Here is an 18,396-nt window from a genome sequence, read left to right as displayed (position 1 = left end):
TCGCTTTTGACGCCCTTTATATCATGTAATTGAATTCGGACGGAGGTCTGTGAAAAAAAGATAGATTTCCTTGTGTTCATCGAACACATCGTCAATCTCCTATTTTTTCATTGCCCTCTTCGTCCTTAATATCTTAGTATAGAATTGGAGAGGTCATGGCTGATGACAAGCTAAGAGCGACTCCTGCGGCTAGAAAGTTAGCGGATGATCTAGGGATCAATCTCTACGACATTTCTGGCTCAGGTGCAAACGGTCGTGTCCACAAAGAAGACGTGGAAACTTATAAAGACACAAACGTGGTTCGCATTTCGCCACTTGCAAAACGAATTGCCCTTGAACATAACATTGCTTGGCAGGAAATCCAAGGAACGGGTCATCGTGGTAAGATCATGAAGAAGGACGTTTTGGCCTTACTTCCTGAAAATATCGAAAACGATACTATCAAGTCTCCTGCTCAGATTGAAAAAGTGGAAGAAGTTCCAGACAATATCACTCCTTATGGTGAGATTGAGCGTATTCCAATGACACCAATGCGTAAGGTTATAGCTCAACGTATGGTTGAATCCTACCTAACTGCGCCAACCTTCACGCTCAACTACGATGTCGATATGTCAGAAATGTTGGCTCTTCGTAAGAAGGTTCTTGAGCCGATTATGGAAGCAACTGGTAAGAAGACTACTGTAACAGACCTTCTTTCACTCGCTGTTGTAAAAACATTGATGAAACACCCTTACATCAACGCTTCATTGACAGAAGATGGCAAGACCATTATCACTCATAACTATGTCAACCTTGCGATGGCAGTTGGTATGGATAATGGATTGATGACACCTGTTGTCTATAATGCTGAAAAAATGAGCTTGTCAGAGTTGGTCGTAGCCTTTAAGGATGTGATTGGTCGTACCTTGGATGGTAAATTGGCTCCAAGCGAACTGCAAAATTCAACCTTCACAATCAGTAACTTGGGAATGTTTGGTGTTCAGTCCTTCGGTCCGATTATTAACCAACCAAACTCAGCTATCCTAGGGGTTAGCTCAACAGTTGAGAAACCTGTAGTTGTCAATGGTGAGATTGTCATTCGCCCTATCATGAGCCTAGGGTTAACTATTGACCACCGTGTCGTAGATGGTATGGCTGGTGCTAAGTTTATGAAAGACTTGAAAGCCTTAATTGAGAACCCAATCTCAATGTTGGTTTAATAATACAGTATTTATTTTTAGAGATATAGATAAAGGAAGTAAGACATGGCCTTAGAAGTAATTATGCCAAAAGCCGGCGTGGATATGACAGAAGGACAAATCGTCCAATGGAATAAGAAAGTCGGAGAATTTGTAAAAGAAGGAGAAATCCTTTTGGAAATCATGACTGACAAAGTTAGCATGGAATTGGAAGCCGAAGAAGATGGATACTTGATTGCCATCCTCAAAGGAGATGGTGAAACTGTTCCGGTTACAGAAGTTATTGGTTACCTTGGGGAAGAAGGGGAAAATATCCCAACAACTGGAGCGGCTGCGCCAGAATCAAAACCTGCACCTGCAGCTAGTGCTTCAAACGACGATGGTAAGAGCGATGATGCCTTTGATATCGTTGTGATTGGTGGGGGTCCTGCTGGTTATGTTGCAGCGATTAAAGCAGCCCAACTTGGTGGTAAAGTTGCCCTTGTTGAGAAATCTGAACTCGGTGGAACGTGCTTGAACCGTGGCTGTATCCCAACTAAGACCTACCTTCACAACGCTGAAATCATCGAAAACATCGGTCATGCAGCAAACCGTGGTATCGTCATCGAAAATCCAAACTTCACTGTAGATATGGATAAACTCCTTGAAACCAAGTCTAAGGTTGTTAATACCTTGGTGGGTGGTGTTGCAGGTCTTCTTCGTAGCTACGGAGTTACTGTACATAAAGGTATTGGTACGATCACTAAGGACAAGAATGTCTTGGTAAATGGTTCTGAATTACTTGAAACCAAGAAAATCATCCTTGCTGGTGGTTCAAAAGTCAGCAAGATCAACGTCCCTGGTATGGAATCTCAACTTGTCATGACCAGCGACGACATCCTTGAAATGAACGAAGTTCCAGAAAGCCTTGTGATCATCGGTGGTGGGGTTGTCGGTATCGAACTCGGTCAGGCCTTCATGACATTTGGTTCAAAAGTGACTGTTATCGAAATGATGGACCGTATCGTGCCAGCTATGGATGCAGAAGTTTCTAAGAATCTTCGCTTGATTCTTGAGCGTAAAGGTATGACTATCTTAACAGGTACAAAATTGCAAGAAATCATCGAAGAAAATGGTCAACTTCGTATCAAGGTTGAAGGAAAAGACGATATCATCGCAAGCAAAGCCCTTCTTTCAATCGGTCGTGTACCAGACCTTGAAGGAATTGGCGATGTTGAGTTTGAATTGGATCGTGGACGCATCAAGGTCAACGAATACATGGAAACTTCTGTTCCTGGAATCTACGCACCAGGTGATATCAACGGTACTAAAATGTTGGCGCACGCAGCCTTCCGTATGGGGGAAGTTGCCGCTGAAAATGCCCTCAAAGGAAATCATGCTGTTGCCAAATTGAACTTGACTCCTGCAGCTATCTATACTCTTCCTGAAGTAGCAGCAGTAGGTTTGACTGAAGAACAAGCTCGTGAGAAATACGATGTAGCCATCGGTAAATTCAACTTTGCTGCCAACGGACGTGCTATTGCATCGGATGCTGCTCAAGGTTTCGTTAAAGTCATCGCTGATAAGAAATACGGAGAAATCCTTGGTGTTCACATCATCGGTCCTGCAGCTGCAGAATTGATCAACGAGGCATCAAGCATCATCGAAATGGAAATCACTGTTGAAGAAATGCTGAAGACCATCCATGGACATCCAACCTACTCTGAAGTGATGTACGAAGCATTTGCGGATGTTCTAGGAATGGCTATCCATTCACCTAAGAAAAATAAATAAGATTTTCAACTAAATTTTCTTAAAGTAGTACGGACGGCAGCGACCTCTATTAGAGTTCCATGCCTAAAAATTGATTCTCTTGTCTCAATTTTTCCGAGAAATGTAACGATAACACGTTACATTTCTTTTTACCACTTTAGAAAATTTGATTGCTATGAACAGAATTTAAAAACTAAATTTTTGGAAATACTATGAAATATATTATCAATCATTCAAATGACACTGCATTTAATATCGCCTTGGAAGAATACGCCTTTAAACACCTTTTGGATGAGGATCAAATCTTCCTACTTTGGATTAACAAACCTTCTATCATTGTTGGACGTCACCAAAACACTATCGAAGAAATCAATCGTGATTATGTTCGAGAAAATGGTATTGAGGTAGTCCGCCGTATCAGTGGTGGTGGAGCTGTTTATCACGATCTGAACAACCTCAACTACACGATTATCTCAAAAGAAGATGAAAACAAGGCCTTTGACTTCAAGAGCTTCTCAACTCCAGTTATCAATACCTTGGCTCAACTAGGTGTTAAGGCTGAATTCACAGGCCGTAATGACCTTGAGATTGACGGTAAGAAATTCTGTGGAAATGCCCAAGCCTATATCAATGGACGTATCATGCACCACGGTTGCTTGCTCTTTGACGTTGATCTGTCAGTCCTTGCTAACGCCCTCAAGGTTTCAAAGGACAAATTTGAGTCAAAAGGTGTGAAATCCGTCCGTGCTCGTGTGACCAATATTGTCAATGAATTACCAGAAAAAATCACAGTTGAAGAATTCCGTGATTTGCTATTGGAATACATGAAAAAAGAGTACCCAGAGATGACAGAATACGTTTTTTCTGAGGAAGAATTGGCTGAAATCAATCGCATCAAGGATACCAAGTTTGGTACATGGGACTGGAATTATGGTAAATCACCTGAATTTAACGTCCGTCGTGGAACAAAATTCACTAGTGGTAAGGTAGAAGTCTTTGCCAACGTCCTTGAATCAAAAATCCAAGACATCAAGATCTATGGTGACTTCTTTGGTATCGAAGACGTTGCAGCTGTAGAGGATGTCCTTCGTGGAGTGAAATACGAACGCGAAGATGTCCTTAAAGCTCTTGAAACTATTGACATTACACGCTATTTCGCTGGTATCAGCCGTGAAGAAATCGCTGAAGCAGTAGTGGGGTAAAAATAAAAGAAGTTGGTTGTATGACCAGCTTCTTTTTTGAACCATTGTTTACATAATTTATTTTATGTACTTCACAAACTATCTAAAGCATTCTTTTGTTCATCATCGACGATATGGGTATAGAGGTCAGTGACTTGTGTACTGGCGTGTCCTAGCTGATGGCTGACCAAAACTTGCGATTTAGTCGCATCATAGAGCCTAGTTGCTAGGGTATGACGCAGTTTGTGGGGAGTTACACGGACTTTAAAGTTCTCAGAGTACTTAGCAACCATCTTTTCAACACTAGAAGCATCGATACGATTGGGAACGCCACGATATAAGGTCAGAAAAAGAGCTGTATCCGTCTTTTCCGTCTTATAACGTTGATTTCGAATGGCTAGATAATTCTCTAGATAAGGTTTTGCAAAGGCAGCGACATTGACCGAGTCACGTTTACCCCCTTTTCGAGTGACATCGATAACCATCATTTTGAGATTAAGGTCTCTTAGATCCAGATTAACAGCTTCAGATAAGCGGACACCAGACGCCAAGAGAAGGGCAATGATGGCCAAATCACGTTCTTTATTTTTGTTGAATGACGATAGAGCCCGATTTGAGAGCTGTTGTGGGTACTCTTGGTCGACATAAGTCAGAAAACCTTCTGTCTCATCACCTAGAAAGAGTTTTTGCTTGATATTTTCAGCTCTAGCAGCAAGTGTTTCTTTCTTTTTCTTGGTTGAAACTTTCTTCATTACATTGCGGTAGAAATAAGGTTCCCCTTGGTCGTTTTCAACCTCCTCGGTCATATATTTGTAAAGACTGGAAAGTGCTGACAAGGTCCGATTGATAGTCGTCTGAGAGACACCTTGCTTGGTTGTATTAGCATTCAGCAAAGGTCGTTCACGTAGATACAGGATAAAGGATTCCATATCTTTTTTAGACATATTTTCCAAGACTGATAAAGGAATGTCAGACATTTTATCAACATTTGAAATACCAGACTCCAAAACCCAGCTGAAAAATCGATCGTATTCCTTGAGGTATTCGTACAAGGTTGTAAAACTGTAGGGAACAGCAAGCTTTGATTGGTAGTATTCCAGAACATACCAGGGCATGATTTGTTTTAGTTTGTCGATTCGTTCCAGTAAAATCTCACGTTTCATGTATTTTCTCCATAAATAAGTCTACTAGTAGTATAGCATAGACTTATTTATTTTTCAAGAAAATTATAGTTTTTCAGAAAGATGTAATAAGAAACTTAAAACAGAAGTCCAACTTACCCCCAGTTATCCTGAACACTTTATTAAATTTCATCATACTTGAGTAACATATTCGGAATCTTTTCTTCAAGACTCTTGCGGACTTTTCCTTGTATTGCAGTGTCCATTTGGCTGTTAATACTTGTTATTGTTGCTTTAGTATCTCTTGCAATTGTTTTCGATTTTTGGTCAAAACTTTCTTTTATTTGATTTTTAGCGACCTTTGCTAATTGGCATTGAGCCAGGATACGATTTCTTTCCATCATGCGATACATTTGTTTTAGAGCGTATTGGTATTCTTCATCAGTATAGTACTCATTCATTGGTGCTTGCATAATTTCTCCTTAGTTTTTGATATTCTTCATCTAAGATATTTTTTCTTTGTTGAAATTCTTTATCTATTTTTTCTTTTTCTTCTTCCAGTTTTATTTCATTAGTTCTATAAACTTGGTTAGAATGATATCTCAAATTTTCTATTTCTGTAAAGTAGTCTCTAACACAATCAGCTGTTGATGAAAACTTTCTTAATACTTGGTACATTTTATCAGCTTCTTCGTCCATGATTTTTTCTAATCTTGCAGAACGTTCCTCTAGTTCTAGTGTCTTTTTCTCTAACTTTTTCTTTTGCTGATAGTATTGTTCTTCGAGGTTAAGAATTTCCCTCTCTTTTTGCCTAATGGCATCCCATTTTACATTTCTGCTTTCCATTGTCTGAACTCCTTGGCAAATTGTGTGTCTGTTGCTACTGTTTTTTCGATGATTTCCTGTAATTGTTTATCCAAATTTTCAAATGCTTGGGCGGAAGCATTCATCTTTGTCACTGTTTGATTTGTCTCTGTCTGAAACATATCGATAAACTGTGCTTGAGTAATACCTTGACTAGCAAAAATGGCCTCAACCTCATAGGGAGTTAATGCTGTGTAGCTTGAAAAGTCGATTTTTGACCAAATTTCTTGTAATTCTTGATTTGCTTTTTTGGCTAAGGCGCTCACTTCATCAGCTCCAGTTCTTGCTGCTGTAGCCATTGATGATGATAGGATAGAACCTTGAGCTGCATCTAAGTATATTTCTTCAGAGCTACTAATGCCGTTTTTTGACCATTTTGACTTCAAGTCCTTGTAATGAGCCATTCCTCGGAGACTATTAGCATAAGCACGATAAACACCACTAATTAAAGGTTTTCCTCCTTTGCCATCAACAAGTTGGCCAGTTACAGGATCAAACTCCCAATCACCTATATTGTGGCTAGTTCCATCAAGCCAATATATGGTATCAGGCATTTTTAAGAAAGACTTATTAAACCATTCAGGGTGATTGAAATCATTCCAACGTACTACATCATCATGTTTTCTACGGTAATCTATAAACATAGAAGGATTGTTTTCAATAAATGCTTTTTCTTCGTTAGAAAGTGATAGATAAGTGAACCAAGCGTTAAAAGTTGTAGTTGGAATATGATATTTAGCTCCTACTTTCAGCATGTAGGAACCTTGTGAATAGCCAGATAGTTGACTGACTTCATATCGGGGATCATCCATAATTTCTTTTACAAATCGATCTGCTACAAAATATTGAGGAGATAAGGATGTCTCTCTTTCAATAACGGCAGTGGAAACATCAATCTTAGTAGGACTCCCTGGATCAGTTCCTGCAGCAATCACAGCTATACTTTTATAATCTGGTTCACCATTGACTATAGGTGCAACCGCCAAACCATCAAAACCAGTTCCTTTGTGAGACTTAGTTGCAACGACACGGAATTCTTGACCATCAGAGGTGGTTATAGTGTTGATTTCACCTTTTTTTAACTCGTTATCTGATTTAGCAGTAACAATATTTGTTCGGTTTTCTTTACGCTGTGCGAACTCAGTATTAACACTGTAAACATTCGGACCTTGATTCAATTCATTAAGTTGTTTGTCTGTATACACGTATTTATTCATCATAGCTCCCCTTCTGAACCATTCGAATATTTAACTTTAACTTTTGACTTAGTAGAACCTCGCCTAGAATTTAAAAAATGTTGAAATTCTTCATCATCCTTATTATATACTCCAATCCTAATTTTATTCGAGTTTATATCAAAAGCTAAAACATGTTCTTTAGATGTTCCATCAAAAAATTTTAGTTTCACATCCGCCCCCCAAGCGTCTGAAGGAATTGAGCTGTACGATGGATTCGTAATCGTTACCTCCTCAATCCCTTCATAGGAATTTTTTAAAGCATTAACTAGACTTACTTCATATTCTCTATTTCGACGCTCTTCTTGAGACTTCCCTAACATACTAAACATAAAAACACCTCCTGCTGTGATAATTGCAATTGACAAAACGATTAGTAGCCTTTTATGACTTTTTTTAATTCCAGAATTGTTCATTTGAGTTTTTCTCCTTTTTCTTATTATACTATAAGATTTGTCTATATTACACTATAATAAGAAAAAGTTGTTTTACATCTTTTCTTTCCATTGTCGAAACTCCTTGGCTAATTGCTTATCTGTTGCTACTGTTTTTTCGATGACTTTCTGTAATTGTTTGTCTAACTGTTCAAATGCTTGGGCTGAAGCATTCATCTTAGTGACTGTTTGTGTTGTCTCTGTCTGAAACGTATCAATAAACTGTGCTTGAGTGATACCTTGGCTAGCAAAAAGGGCCTCAACCTCATAGGGAGCTAATGCTGTGTAGCTCGTAAAGTCGATTTTTGACCAAATTTCTTCTAATTCTTGATTGGCTTTTTTGGCTAAAGCGCTCACTTCATCAGCTCCAGTTCTTGCTGCTGTAGCCATTGATGATGATAGGATAGAACCTTGAGCTGCATCTAAGTATATTTCTTCAGAGCTACTAATGCCGTTTTTTGACCATTTTGACTTCAAGTCCTTGTAATGAGCCATTCCTCGGAGACTATTAGCATAAGCACGATAAACACCACTAATTAAAGGTTTTCCTCCTTTGCCATCAACAAGTTGGCCAGTTACAGGATCAAACTCCCAATCACCTATATTGTGGCTAGTTCCATCAAGCCAATATATGGTATCAGGCATTTTTAAGAAAGACTTATTAAACCATTCAGGGTGATTGAAATCATTCCAACGTACTACATCATCATGTTTTCTACGGTAATCTATAAACATAGAAGGATTGTTTTCAATAAATGCTTTTTCTTCGTTAGAAAGTGATAGATAAGTGAACCAAGCGTTAAAAGTTGTAGTTGGAATATGATATTTAGCTCCTACTTTCAGCATGTAGGAACCTTGTGAATAGCCAGATAGTTGACTGACTTCATATCGGGGATCATCCATAATTTCTTTTACAAATCGATCTGCTACAAAATATTGAGGAGATAAGGATGTCTCTCTTTCAATAACGGCAGTGGAAACATCAATCTTAGTAGGACTCCCTGGATCAGTTCCTGCAGCAATCACAGCTATACTTTTATAATCTGGTTCACCATTGACTATAGGTGCAACCGCCAAACCATCAAAACCAGTTCCTTTGTGAGACTTAGTTGCAACGACACGGAATTCTTGACCATCGGAGGTGGTTATAGTGTTGGTCTCGTTTTTAGGATCTATATTGGTCTTAACTACAACCTGTTTTGTCTTTTTTCTACTTGAAAACTCTTCATTTACACTATAAACAGCATAATCTTGGTTTAAATTATTCAATTGTTCATCAGTATATTGGAACTTCATCACTGTTCTCCTTGCTCATAATCAGAATAAGTAATTTTTACTGATTTTAAAGTTTTTCCTTTATGAGTTTCTAAATACTGCCAATCTTCGTTTGTTTCTTGACGACCACCATAATTGGTTTTATAACTTAAATGGTGATTAATCCCATATTTAAGATTTTTTTCATCAATAAACTTAATTTCGACATCACAAGACCATGATCCCGGTGGGGTTGTATAATCAGGATTCGTAATCTTAATCTCCTCAATCCCTTCATAGGAATTCTTTAAGGCATTGACCAGACTAACTTCATATTCTCTGTTTCGACGTTCTTCTTGGGATTTTCCTAACATGCTAAACATAAAGACACCTCCTGCTGTGATGATTGCGATTGATAAAACGATTAGTAGCTTTTTATGACTTTTTTTAATGCTGGAATTGTTCATTTAAGATTTTCTCCTTTTTCTTATTATACTATAAAGTACTATAAGATTAGTCTATATTACACTATAATAAGAAAAAGTTGTTTTACATCTTTTCTTTCCATTGTCTGAACTCCTTGGCTAATTGTTTGTCTGTTGCTACTGTTTTTTCGATGACTTCCTGTAATTGTTTATCCATATTTTCAAATGCTTGGGCGGAAGCATTCATCTTTGTCACTGTTTGATTTGTCTCTGTCTGAAACGTATCGATAAACTGTGCTTGAGTAATACCTTGACTAGCAAAAATGGCCTCAACCTCATAGGGAGTTAATGCTGTGTAGCTTGAAAAGTCGATTTTTGACCAAATTTCTTGTAATTCTTGATTTGCTTTTTTGGCTAAGGCGCTCACTTCATCAGCTCCAGTTCTTGCTGCTGTAGCCATTGATGATGATAAGATAGAACCTTGAGCTGCATCTAAGTATATTTCCTCAGAGCTACTAATGCCATTTTTTGACCATTTTGATTTCAAGTCCTTGTAACTAGCCATCCCTCGGAGACTGTTGGCATAAGCTCTATAAACACCGCTAATTAAGGGTTTTCCACCTTTGCCATCTACAAGTTGACCAGTTACAGGATCAAACTCCCAATCAGCAATTTTGTGACTAGATCCATCAAGCCAGTGAATCGTATTAGGCATAGAATTTGTAGTGGTAGTATTATACCATTCTGGGTGGTTGAAATCATTCCAGACTACTACGTCATCATTTTTTCTACGGTAATCTATAAACATGGAAGGGTTACTTTCAATAAATGCTTTTTCTTTTAATGAGAGAGCTCCATATTTGAACCAAGCATTAAAGGTAGTTGTAGGTATGTGATATTTAGCCCCTACTTTCAGCATATAAGACCCTTGTGAATAGCCTGATAGTTGACTGACTTCATATCTGGGATCGTCCATAATCTCTTTTACAAATTGATCAGCAACCTTATATTGTGGAGATAAATAAGTTTGCCTTGCAATTATGGCACTATTGACGTCGCGTGAACCAAACATACCTTTATTCACCGGACTATCAGGATCCGTTCCAGCAGCAATCACGGCTACATTTTTATAATCTGGTTTGCCATTGACTATAGGAGCTACCGCCAGTCCATCAAAACCAGTTTCAGTGTCAGACTTAGTGGCGACAACACGGAATTCTTGACCATCTGAGGTGGTTATAGTGTTGGTTTCATCCGAAAATAACTTATCATCTGTTTTGGATACAACCTTTTTTTCAACTTCCCTTTCAGCATACTCAGAATTTACACTATAAACATTTTTCCCTTGATTTAATTCATTAAGTTGTTTATCAGTATAACTGTACACCATTAATATTCTCCTTCTGAACCGTCTGAATGAATAACATTTGTGAGTTTATTTGTCTTTCCCAAATGACTATTCAAAAAATCTCGATCCTCTTTTCTATTCTCTCTCTCTAAAGATATGTCAGAAATACGTTTATCTTTTTTCGAATAATTAATTTTATATTTTATACTTTTCTCATTAAAAAATAGTTCAACTACGCAAGTCCAACTTCCTGGTGGGTTTGTGTAGTTTGCATTAGAAAATTTAATTTTTTCAATACCCTCATAATTATCTTTTAAGGTTTCAACTAAACTCACTTCATACTCTCTATTTCGACGTTCTTCTTGAGATTTCCCTAACATATTAAACATAAATATACCTCCTGCTGTAATAATTGAGATTGATAAAATGATTATTATCCATTTATGACTTTTTTTATTGCTGGAATTATTCATTTAAGATTTTCTCCTTTTTCTTATTATACTATAAGATTAGTCTATATTACACTATAATAAGAAAAAGTTGTTTTACATCTTTTCTTTCCATTGTCGAAACTCCTTGGCCAATTGTGTGTCTGTTGCTACTGTTTTTTCGATGACTTTCTGTAATTGTTTGTCTAACTGTTCAAATGCTTGGGCTGAAGCATTCATCTTAGTGACTGTTTGTGTTGTCTCTGTCTGAAACGTATCAATAAACTGTGCTTGAGTGATACCTTGGCTAGCAAAAAGGGCCTCAACCTCATAGGGAGCTAATGCTGTGTAGCTCGTAAAGTCGATTTTTGACCAAATTTCTTCTAATTCTTGATTGGCTTTTTTGGCTAAAGCGCTCACTTCATCAGCTCCAGTTCTTGCTGCTGTAGCCATAGATGATGATAAGATCGAACCTTGAGCCGCATCTAAGTATATTTCCTCAGAGCTACTAATGCCACCTGATGACCATTTTGATTTCAAGTCCTTGTAATGAGCCATTCCTCGGAGACTGTTGGCATAAGCTCTATAAACACCGCTAATTAAGGGTTTCCCACCTTTATCATCAACAACTTGACCTGTTACAGGATCAAACTCCCAGTCCTCAATTTTATGGCTAGATCCATCCAGCCAGTATATTGTATCAGGCATTTTTAAGAAGGACTTATTAAACCATTCGGGGTGATTGAAATCATTGATAGCTACAACATTATCAGACTTTTTACGGTAATCTATAAACATAGCTGGATTTTTATCAATAAATGCTTTTTCCTCATTAGAAAGTGATAGATAAGTGAACCAAGCATTATAAGTTGTAGTTGGAATATGATATTTAGCTCCTACTTTCAGCATATAAGAACCTTGTGAATAGCCAGATAGTTGACTGACTTCATATCTAGGGTCATCCATAATTTCTTTTACAAATTGATCTGCAACCTTATATTGTGGTGATAAATACATTTTTTTTGCAATTATCGCACTATTGACATCACGTGAAACAAACATACTTTTATTCACAGGACTATCAGGGTCCGTTCCAGCAGCAATCACAGCTACGTTTTTATAATCTGGTTTGCCATTGACAATCGGCGCAACTGCCAGTCCATCAAATCCCGTTTCAGTGTCAGACTTAGTGGCAACGACACGGAATTCTTGACCATCGGATATTATGGTGTTTGTTTCACCTTTATTTTTAGGTGAAGGAGTAACAATTTTGTAACCCTTACGCTCAGCGTATTCTGGATTGGAACTATAAACATTTTTCCCTTGATTTAATTCATTAAGTTGTTTATCTGTATAAGTGAAAACCACTACTGTACTCCTTTTTCTTTATCCGAATAATATATAGTAACTAAAGATTTTGTTTTCCCTTTATGAGAATTCAATATTTCCCACTGGTCGTTTATTTCTTTATTTGTTTTTCCATTAACAAAACCATTATAATTTTCAACGTCGTTTAAAGAGTGGCCTACACGATATTCTATTTTTACTTTATCTGAGAATAGAATATCTACATCACAAGACCAGTCGCCAGGAGGGGTTGTATATTCTGGATTGGAAATTTTGATTTCTTCTATCCCTTCATATGAATTCTTTAAGGCATTTACCAAACTAACTTCATACTCTCTATTCCGACGCTCTTCTTGAGATTTTCCTAACATACTAAACATAAAAATACCTCCTGTTGTGATGATTGCAACTAACAAAAAGATTAGTAAACTTTTATGGCTTATTTTAATTCCAGAATTGTTCATTTGAGTTTTTCTCCTTTTTCTTATTATACAATATTTTAATTAATTTTAACGAAACAAGAAGTAAAAACCGATCTCATTACTGAGAATCGGCTTTCTAATGTGTTTAATCAAAATCCTTACATAATATAAATTATGTAAATTAACTCTACAACAACAAATCTTTGACTTTTCCAATTTCACTTTTTGGAATCACCAGGTGAATCATATCACCCAGATACATTCTGGTTGAACCGTGAACTGTTTGGCTTTTGCCATTATGGACTTGGGTGGTGATGAGTACGTTATGTGGCAAATTGAGCTCGTGAACCTGTTTTCCAGCGATCTTATCTGATACAGGAATTTCAATGAGGGTGACTTCTCCTTCATCTGTCGCTTCTTCTGGCAGCATTTTTTCCAGCATGGCTTCATAGACTGGAGCACCCTTGAGTAGATCCATGACGATGTAAGCCACCAAGGTCACTAAGCCAAGTGGCATGAGGTTGCGAATGTCCCCTACCATCTCAGTAACAAGTATCATAGCGGTTAAGGGAGCCTTGGAAATCGCTCCAAAATATCCACTCATTCCTAGAATGACAAATATAGGGAATTGCTCCTGACTGACAAGTCCAAAATTCACACAAATGACACCGACTAGGGCACCAAGTAAGGAACCAAGCGCCAGAATGGGAAGGAAAATTCCTCCTGGGAGACCACTTCCATAACTAATCATGCTCCAAACAAAGCGAATCAAAAAGTAAGCTAATAGAATTTGGAAACTAAAATCTTGCTCAGTCAAAGAAAGAACGACCTGATTTCCACCACCAAGGATTTGTGGCAAGAAAATCCCGACTGGTATGATAAGGATAAAGGCCAAGATTGGATAATAAGCTCTATCTAAATGGATCTTTTGACCAAGCCAGTCATATACTTTGCTGACATTTAGTACAGCCTTCTCATAAAGAAAACCTGATAATCCGAGAAAAATACCCATGAAAAGATATATCCAATACTGATCTAGAGTCATGAGAGGGATATTGTCAGGCATATCCAGTACGGGAGTTAGACCAAATATGAGTAGAGAGACAAAGTTTGCTACAATGCTGGCTGCTAGAGTGGAAACCCAGAAAAATCGTGAAAAGTGATGATAGACTTCTTCTATAACAAAGAGGAGGCCTGCTATTGGGGCGTTAAAGGCAGCTGCTAATCCTGCTGCAGCACCACTAGCAATCAAGGAGCGTTCCTCTACTGGACTGGATTTGAGCCATTTAGCAATTCCCTTACCACCAACTGCTCCAAGTTGAATACTCGGACCTTCTCGACCCAGCATGAGTCCGCTGGCAATAGCTAGAATACCTAGAATATATTTCTTCCAGAGAACACTCCACCAATTAAGCGACATGAGCCCTTTTAATTCGGCCTCAACCTGTGGGATTCCTGAGCCTTTGATATCTTTCTCCGAGCGAGTTAATTTAGCACTGAGCCAGCAGATGAGTATGTAAAATAGAACAAGGACAAAAAGATTGCGCACTAGGTGCGCTTGATCTTGATAGAGGCCTTGTATTAGGTGGAAGCCCTTTTCAATTAAGAAACGAAAAGATCCGACAACGAGCCCGACAACGAGCCCGACGATAATTCCTCGCCCAACTTGGGATAATATGGTACTTGAGGCAAAGGCAAATTCTTTCTTGGACCGGAGTATTTCTGACTGTTCCTCCATAATCATTTCCTCCAACTTAACTTTCTTTATTTGCTGAAACCAGTGATTTTATCGGTTCAAAACTGGTCCGATGAATGGGAGTAACTCCTAGTTTATCAAGACCTTCTAAGTGTTTTGCTGTTCCATATCCAGCATTTGCAGCGAAATCATATCCAGGAAACTGGTTGTCATAATCCTTCATTAAACTATCCCGTGTCACTTTGGCAACTATAGATGCAGCCGCGATAGAGAGCGACTTAGCATCTCCCTTGATAATTGCTGTTTGGGAAATTGGTAAATCAAGTTGCATGGCATCAATCAAGAGGTGCTCGGGTTGGGGACTGAGCTGGGAGATTGCTTCCTTCATAGCCAGTTTGGTCGCTTCATAGATATTGACTTGGTCAATGATGTGATTATCCATGATACCAATACCGATTGCCAAGGCTTGGTCTTGAACGGCTTGAAAGATTTCCAAATGTTTCTTTTTGGGGATTTTCTTACTATCGTTCAGACCTCTGATTTTACAATTTTTAGGCAAGATTACCGCTGCAGCGACTACAGGTCCAGCAAGAGGACCACGGCCGACCTCGTCAACGCCTGCTATTAAGGTTAATCCTTGTTTATAAAGCTCTTTTTCATAGGAAAGCATAGATTCCAATCGAAGGTCTTCAGCCAATTCAGCCTGAATGGCTTTTTTACGTTTGCTGATTTCTTTTTGAACTCCAGTTCGGTTATCTTTTTCCAGCTCAAGAAAAAGGGGATTGTCTAAGTCTTTGACCGTAGCAAGTAGTTCTCTGATTTCTTTAATCGTCGTCATCGATGTCGTCCAATGTATCTAAGGTATAGTTACCGAGCTTTCCATCGCGGACTTCTTTCACGAAGAGACTGTAAAAACGGTCGTAGTCGTCTCGGAAACCAAGAGCACGCGTCATATCCATGATGATTACAGGAGCTTCTTCTTCAATTTTCATTTGTTTGAAGCGTTCAGCGAGTTTTTCTGGATAATGTTTTTTGAAATAATTGAGACCAAAAATGGTCACTTCATCCATTGGAAGCAACTGGTCCTTAATAGCTCCAGTTAGGGCTAGTTTAAGTGCGACAGTATCATCTTCAAACTTAGGCCAGAGAATCCCTGGTGTGTCTAAGATTTCAAGGTCTTTATTGGTTTTAAGCCATTGTTGTCCCTTGGTAACACCTGGTTTATTACCGACTACCGCAATTTTTTTTCCAGCCAAACGATTCATCAGGGTTGATTTACCAGCGTTTGGAATTCCAATAATCATGGTCCGCAAGGTTTCAATCTTGATACCGCGTTCTTTCTGGCGTGCAATCTTATCAGCCATGAGCTTTTTGGCTGCATCAGTCACAACTTTCACAGTAACTTGCTCTTTGGAATTGATGGCCAGTGTTTGAATTCCCTGTGATTCAAAATACTGACGCCATTCTTTTGTCATTGCTGGATCAGCTAGGTCTGCCTTGTTTAAAATCAATAGTTTGGGTTTATCACCCACAATCTTGTTCAACATGGGGTTTTGACTAGATAAAGGTAGACGTGCATCTACCAAAATCGTCACAAAATCAACAAATTTTAAATTCTCCTGAACTTGTCGCCGAGCCTTAGACATGTGGCCCGGAAACCATTGAATAGTAGCCATAATATTTTCCCCTTCCGACTAAAAAAACGTAATAAAACGTTTTCTTTCTTACCACCTATTCTATCATAAATTAGGTGCTTTTGCACAGGCTTTGACTGAAATAAAATCATACTATAATACATAATTTAATTTATGTATTATAGTGTTTACTTGACTTAATCCGCTGTTTGGTATATACTTTGTATATACAGTTTCGTGGAGGTAGAGTGATGAATACGGTAAAGACTCGGAAGGTGGGGAATTCTCTCACAGTGACCATTCCTAAAAATTTGGGTATGACAGAAGGTCAAGAAATGGTTGTCTATAAAGGGATTGACGGTGTCATTGTCTTGGCTCCCAAGCTAAAAGATCCTTTTGATGGGATTGCTGATTTGAGAATGACAAATGATTTTGAAGGGGTGAAAATCATTGATAGCGAAATCTGAGTATATTCCTGAAAAGCAAGATATCATTTGGCTCGACTTTGATCCATCAGTCGGTCGGGAGATACAGAAACGCCGACCTGCCTTGGTTGTTTCTAGGAGAGAATATGCCTTGCAAACAGGTTTTGTGGCCGTCTGTCCTATCACTCACGGCCAACAACGGTTGGCAGAAAAAGGCTTGCTCGTTCCTGTCTCGTCGGACAAGGTAGATGGCGCTGTCAATCCATTTCAACTGTATACTTTTGATTTTCGGATGCGTAATGCTCAAAAAATAACAAGAATGGACACACAATGTTTTCAGAAAGTCGTCCAACTTTACCAGTACATCTTTGGAGATACATAAATCCTACCATGCATGACAAGGTAGGATTTTTTCTATATGAGTAACCTATCTAAAAATGGGTGAAGGCAATTGAGGAGAATTCCTCTAATCCAGCTTTCTTGGGCTGATGATAGATGTTCTGCCTGAAGACATTCTTTTAGAAAATCGCGGACTTGTTCTGGTGCAATTTCAAACTCAAAGGCTTTCATCTTGTAGAAAAAGTCGATGAGATGAACTGACAGATACTCGGTTGAAAAGGGTACTTCACCACTTTTTCGATATTCTAGTAAGAGTCGGGAGGATCTTGCTTTTTCATCTGGCAAATCACGAAAATAAGAATTGAGAAGCCAAGTCTGCTTCTGCTTTCGTTCAATAGGATCTTGATTTGCAATACGCTGATCCTTTTCCAGCTCCTTTTGATTTTGCTTTGCCTTGAGAGCCCGTTCGTCTCTATTTTTTCCAAAGAGGATTTTCTCCCATTTTCGTTCTTCTTGGGTTAGGGTTTCTGTAAAACCAAAGTAATCTTGATAGGCGCGTTCAGCTGGCCCCATGGCTAGGATGAGATTATCTGCGTATTGCTTGGCGATTTTATCTCTTTTCTTACGTTCTTTCTCTGCCTGAATCCGTAAATGCTGCTCGTAGTCTATTTTCTCCTTACCTAGCTTAACAAGGTAGAGTTGATCATCGGTCTTACCAAGTAGAAAAGGTTTGATACACTTTTCTAGCACTTCTTCCATACGAGCCTTTTTCTTTGGCTCTGCCTTGGTCCAACTTCCTCCTTGAAAGACTTCTAGGAAGAGCTGATAGTCTCTCTCAGGTGCAAATTGATTGCCACGATTGGCTTTGAAAACACCTTTTTCCAAAAACCATTTTAGAAGTCGTTCGTCAAAGTCACTTTTATTGACCTTAATTTTTTCCTTTTTCTTGACCTTTCTAGTCAGATTTTCTAGCTTTCTGAGCAGTTTTTCTTCCTCTTCTAGTTGCTGATCGAGGCTAATACGATGAAAATGGCGAACACAGTCGCTTCCGATAGGAAACAGACGTTGTCCTGTAACTCCGTTAAAGAGTTCGTAGGCGTATCTGATAGCATTACCGCAGACACAATTGCTACGACCGATACCGTTAAAAATCAAGGAAACTTCATTCCATTCCTTGGTAGCTTGATCCCAAGTATCGGCTTTTGAAGCCTGTAAAACCGCATCGTGCAAGGATTTTCTAGCTGGAAGTGTCATGAGGTCTCCTTTCTAATACTCAATGAAAATCAAAGAGCAAACTAGGAAGCTAGCCGCAG

20 protein-coding genes are annotated in these 18,396 nt (G+C 38.6%); 5 read left to right on the top strand and 15 right to left on the bottom strand.

All coding sequences use genetic code 11. From position 1 onward, the window contains the following. The first annotated feature begins 155 nt into the window (after positions 1-155). From KIH88_RS04765 to KIH88_RS04755, 3 genes are all read left to right on the top strand, one after another. Entirely contained in the window at positions 156-1,199 is a 1,044-nt protein-coding gene (locus KIH88_RS04765; RefSeq protein WP_213987946.1) for a dihydrolipoamide acetyltransferase, read from the top strand. 45 nt (positions 1,200-1,244) lie between these two features. Further along, a complete protein-coding gene (lpdA, locus tag KIH88_RS04760; protein ID WP_263973605.1) occupies positions 1,245-2,951 on the top strand; it encodes a dihydrolipoyl dehydrogenase in 1,707 nt (568 codons plus the stop codon). A 191-nt stretch (positions 2,952-3,142) separates the two neighbouring features. After that, positions 3,143-4,132, top strand: coding sequence for a lipoate--protein ligase (locus tag KIH88_RS04755; protein WP_033685027.1), 990 nt, complete (start codon positions 3,143-3,145; stop codon positions 4,130-4,132). Between the two features lie 71 nt (positions 4,133-4,203). Here the strand turns inward: KIH88_RS04755 and xerS are convergent, their stop codons facing one another. From xerS to ylqF, 14 genes are all read right to left on the bottom strand, one after another. Further along, a complete protein-coding gene (gene xerS, locus KIH88_RS04750; protein ID WP_213987945.1) occupies positions 4,204-5,274 on the bottom strand; it encodes a tyrosine recombinase XerS in 1,071 nt (356 codons plus the stop codon). A gap of 140 nt (positions 5,275-5,414) precedes the next feature. After that, positions 5,415-5,705 carry a hypothetical protein gene (locus KIH88_RS04745; RefSeq protein WP_213987944.1) on the bottom strand — a complete coding sequence of 97 codons (291 nt, stop codon included), beginning with the start codon at positions 5,703-5,705 and terminating at the stop codon, positions 5,415-5,417. Next, positions 5,686-6,078, bottom strand: a complete 393-nt coding sequence (locus tag KIH88_RS04740; protein WP_213987943.1) for a hypothetical protein — start codon at positions 6,076-6,078, stop codon at positions 5,686-5,688. Before KIH88_RS04740 ends, KIH88_RS04745 begins: the two co-directional genes overlap by 20 nt. Beyond that, on the bottom strand, positions 6,060-7,313 hold the full coding sequence (locus KIH88_RS04735) for a hypothetical protein (protein ID WP_445656362.1): 1,254 nt from the start codon (positions 7,311-7,313) through the stop codon (positions 6,060-6,062). The genes KIH88_RS04740 and KIH88_RS04735 overlap by 19 nt, the downstream gene beginning before the upstream one ends. After that, the gene (locus tag KIH88_RS04730; RefSeq protein WP_213988989.1) at positions 7,313-7,747 is read right to left on the bottom strand and encodes a type II secretion system GspH family protein; all 435 of its coding nucleotides are present in this window, start codon (positions 7,745-7,747) and stop codon (positions 7,313-7,315) included. Before KIH88_RS04730 ends, KIH88_RS04735 begins: the two co-directional genes overlap by 1 nt. A 72-nt stretch (positions 7,748-7,819) precedes the next feature. After that, positions 7,820-9,061, bottom strand: coding sequence for a hypothetical protein (locus KIH88_RS04725; RefSeq protein ID WP_445656359.1), 1,242 nt, complete (start codon positions 9,059-9,061; stop codon positions 7,820-7,822). Continuing rightward, positions 9,061-9,486 (bottom strand): hypothetical protein, encoded by a 426-nt coding sequence (locus KIH88_RS04720; protein ID WP_213988546.1) that lies wholly within the window; start codon positions 9,484-9,486, stop codon positions 9,061-9,063. The genes KIH88_RS04725 and KIH88_RS04720 overlap by 1 nt, the downstream gene beginning before the upstream one ends. Before the next feature lie 82 nt (positions 9,487-9,568). Beyond that, complete coding sequence (locus KIH88_RS04715; protein ID WP_213988545.1) at positions 9,569-10,834, bottom strand: hypothetical protein; 1,266 nt, start codon at positions 10,832-10,834, stop codon at positions 9,569-9,571. Continuing rightward, positions 10,834-11,265 (bottom strand): hypothetical protein, encoded by a 432-nt coding sequence (locus KIH88_RS04710; RefSeq protein ID WP_225901065.1) that lies wholly within the window; start codon positions 11,263-11,265, stop codon positions 10,834-10,836. Before KIH88_RS04710 ends, KIH88_RS04715 begins: the two co-directional genes overlap by 1 nt. Positions 11,266-11,337: 72 nt before the next feature. Continuing rightward, a complete protein-coding gene (locus KIH88_RS04705; RefSeq protein ID WP_213988544.1) occupies positions 11,338-12,588 on the bottom strand; it encodes a hypothetical protein in 1,251 nt (416 codons plus the stop codon). After that, a complete protein-coding gene (locus KIH88_RS04700) occupies positions 12,588-13,031 on the bottom strand; it encodes a hypothetical protein (RefSeq protein ID WP_213988543.1) in 444 nt (147 codons plus the stop codon). The genes KIH88_RS04705 and KIH88_RS04700 overlap by 1 nt, the downstream gene beginning before the upstream one ends. 145 nt (positions 13,032-13,176) lie before the next feature. Beyond that, entirely contained in the window at positions 13,177-14,727 is a 1,551-nt protein-coding gene (locus tag KIH88_RS04695) for a ClC family H(+)/Cl(-) exchange transporter (protein ID WP_213988542.1), read from the bottom strand. Positions 14,728-14,743: 16 nt separating this feature from the next. Further along, positions 14,744-15,523: a ribonuclease HII gene (locus KIH88_RS04690; protein WP_213988541.1), complete on the bottom strand. Its 780-nt coding sequence runs from the start codon at positions 15,521-15,523 to the stop codon at positions 14,744-14,746. Then, complete coding sequence (gene ylqF / locus KIH88_RS04685) at positions 15,510-16,361, bottom strand: ribosome biogenesis GTPase YlqF (RefSeq protein WP_213988540.1); 852 nt, start codon at positions 16,359-16,361, stop codon at positions 15,510-15,512. Before ylqF ends, KIH88_RS04690 begins: the two co-directional genes overlap by 14 nt. A gap of 209 nt (positions 16,362-16,570) precedes the next feature. Between ylqF and mazE the strand changes: the two genes are divergently transcribed. Both mazE and KIH88_RS04675 read left to right on the top strand, forming a co-directional pair. Then, positions 16,571-16,786, top strand: coding sequence for a type II toxin-antitoxin system PemI/MazE family antitoxin (mazE, locus tag KIH88_RS04680; RefSeq protein ID WP_138100304.1), 216 nt, complete (start codon positions 16,571-16,573; stop codon positions 16,784-16,786). Then, positions 16,770-17,126, top strand: a complete 357-nt coding sequence (locus KIH88_RS04675) for a type II toxin-antitoxin system PemK/MazF family toxin (protein ID WP_042902272.1) — start codon at positions 16,770-16,772, stop codon at positions 17,124-17,126. Before mazE ends, KIH88_RS04675 begins: the two co-directional genes overlap by 17 nt. Before the next feature lie 32 nt (positions 17,127-17,158). Here the strand turns inward: KIH88_RS04675 and KIH88_RS04670 are convergent, their stop codons facing one another. Beyond that, entirely contained in the window at positions 17,159-18,337 is a 1,179-nt protein-coding gene (locus KIH88_RS04670) for a hypothetical protein (protein ID WP_213988539.1), read from the bottom strand. Between the last annotated feature and the right edge of the window lie 59 nt (positions 18,338-18,396).

This window comes from Streptococcus oralis (genome assembly GCF_018448765.2).
GTDB classification, from domain to species: domain Bacteria; phylum Bacillota; class Bacilli; order Lactobacillales; family Streptococcaceae; genus Streptococcus; species Streptococcus oralis_BM.
This window is presented reverse-complemented; position numbering and strand designations above follow the sequence as displayed.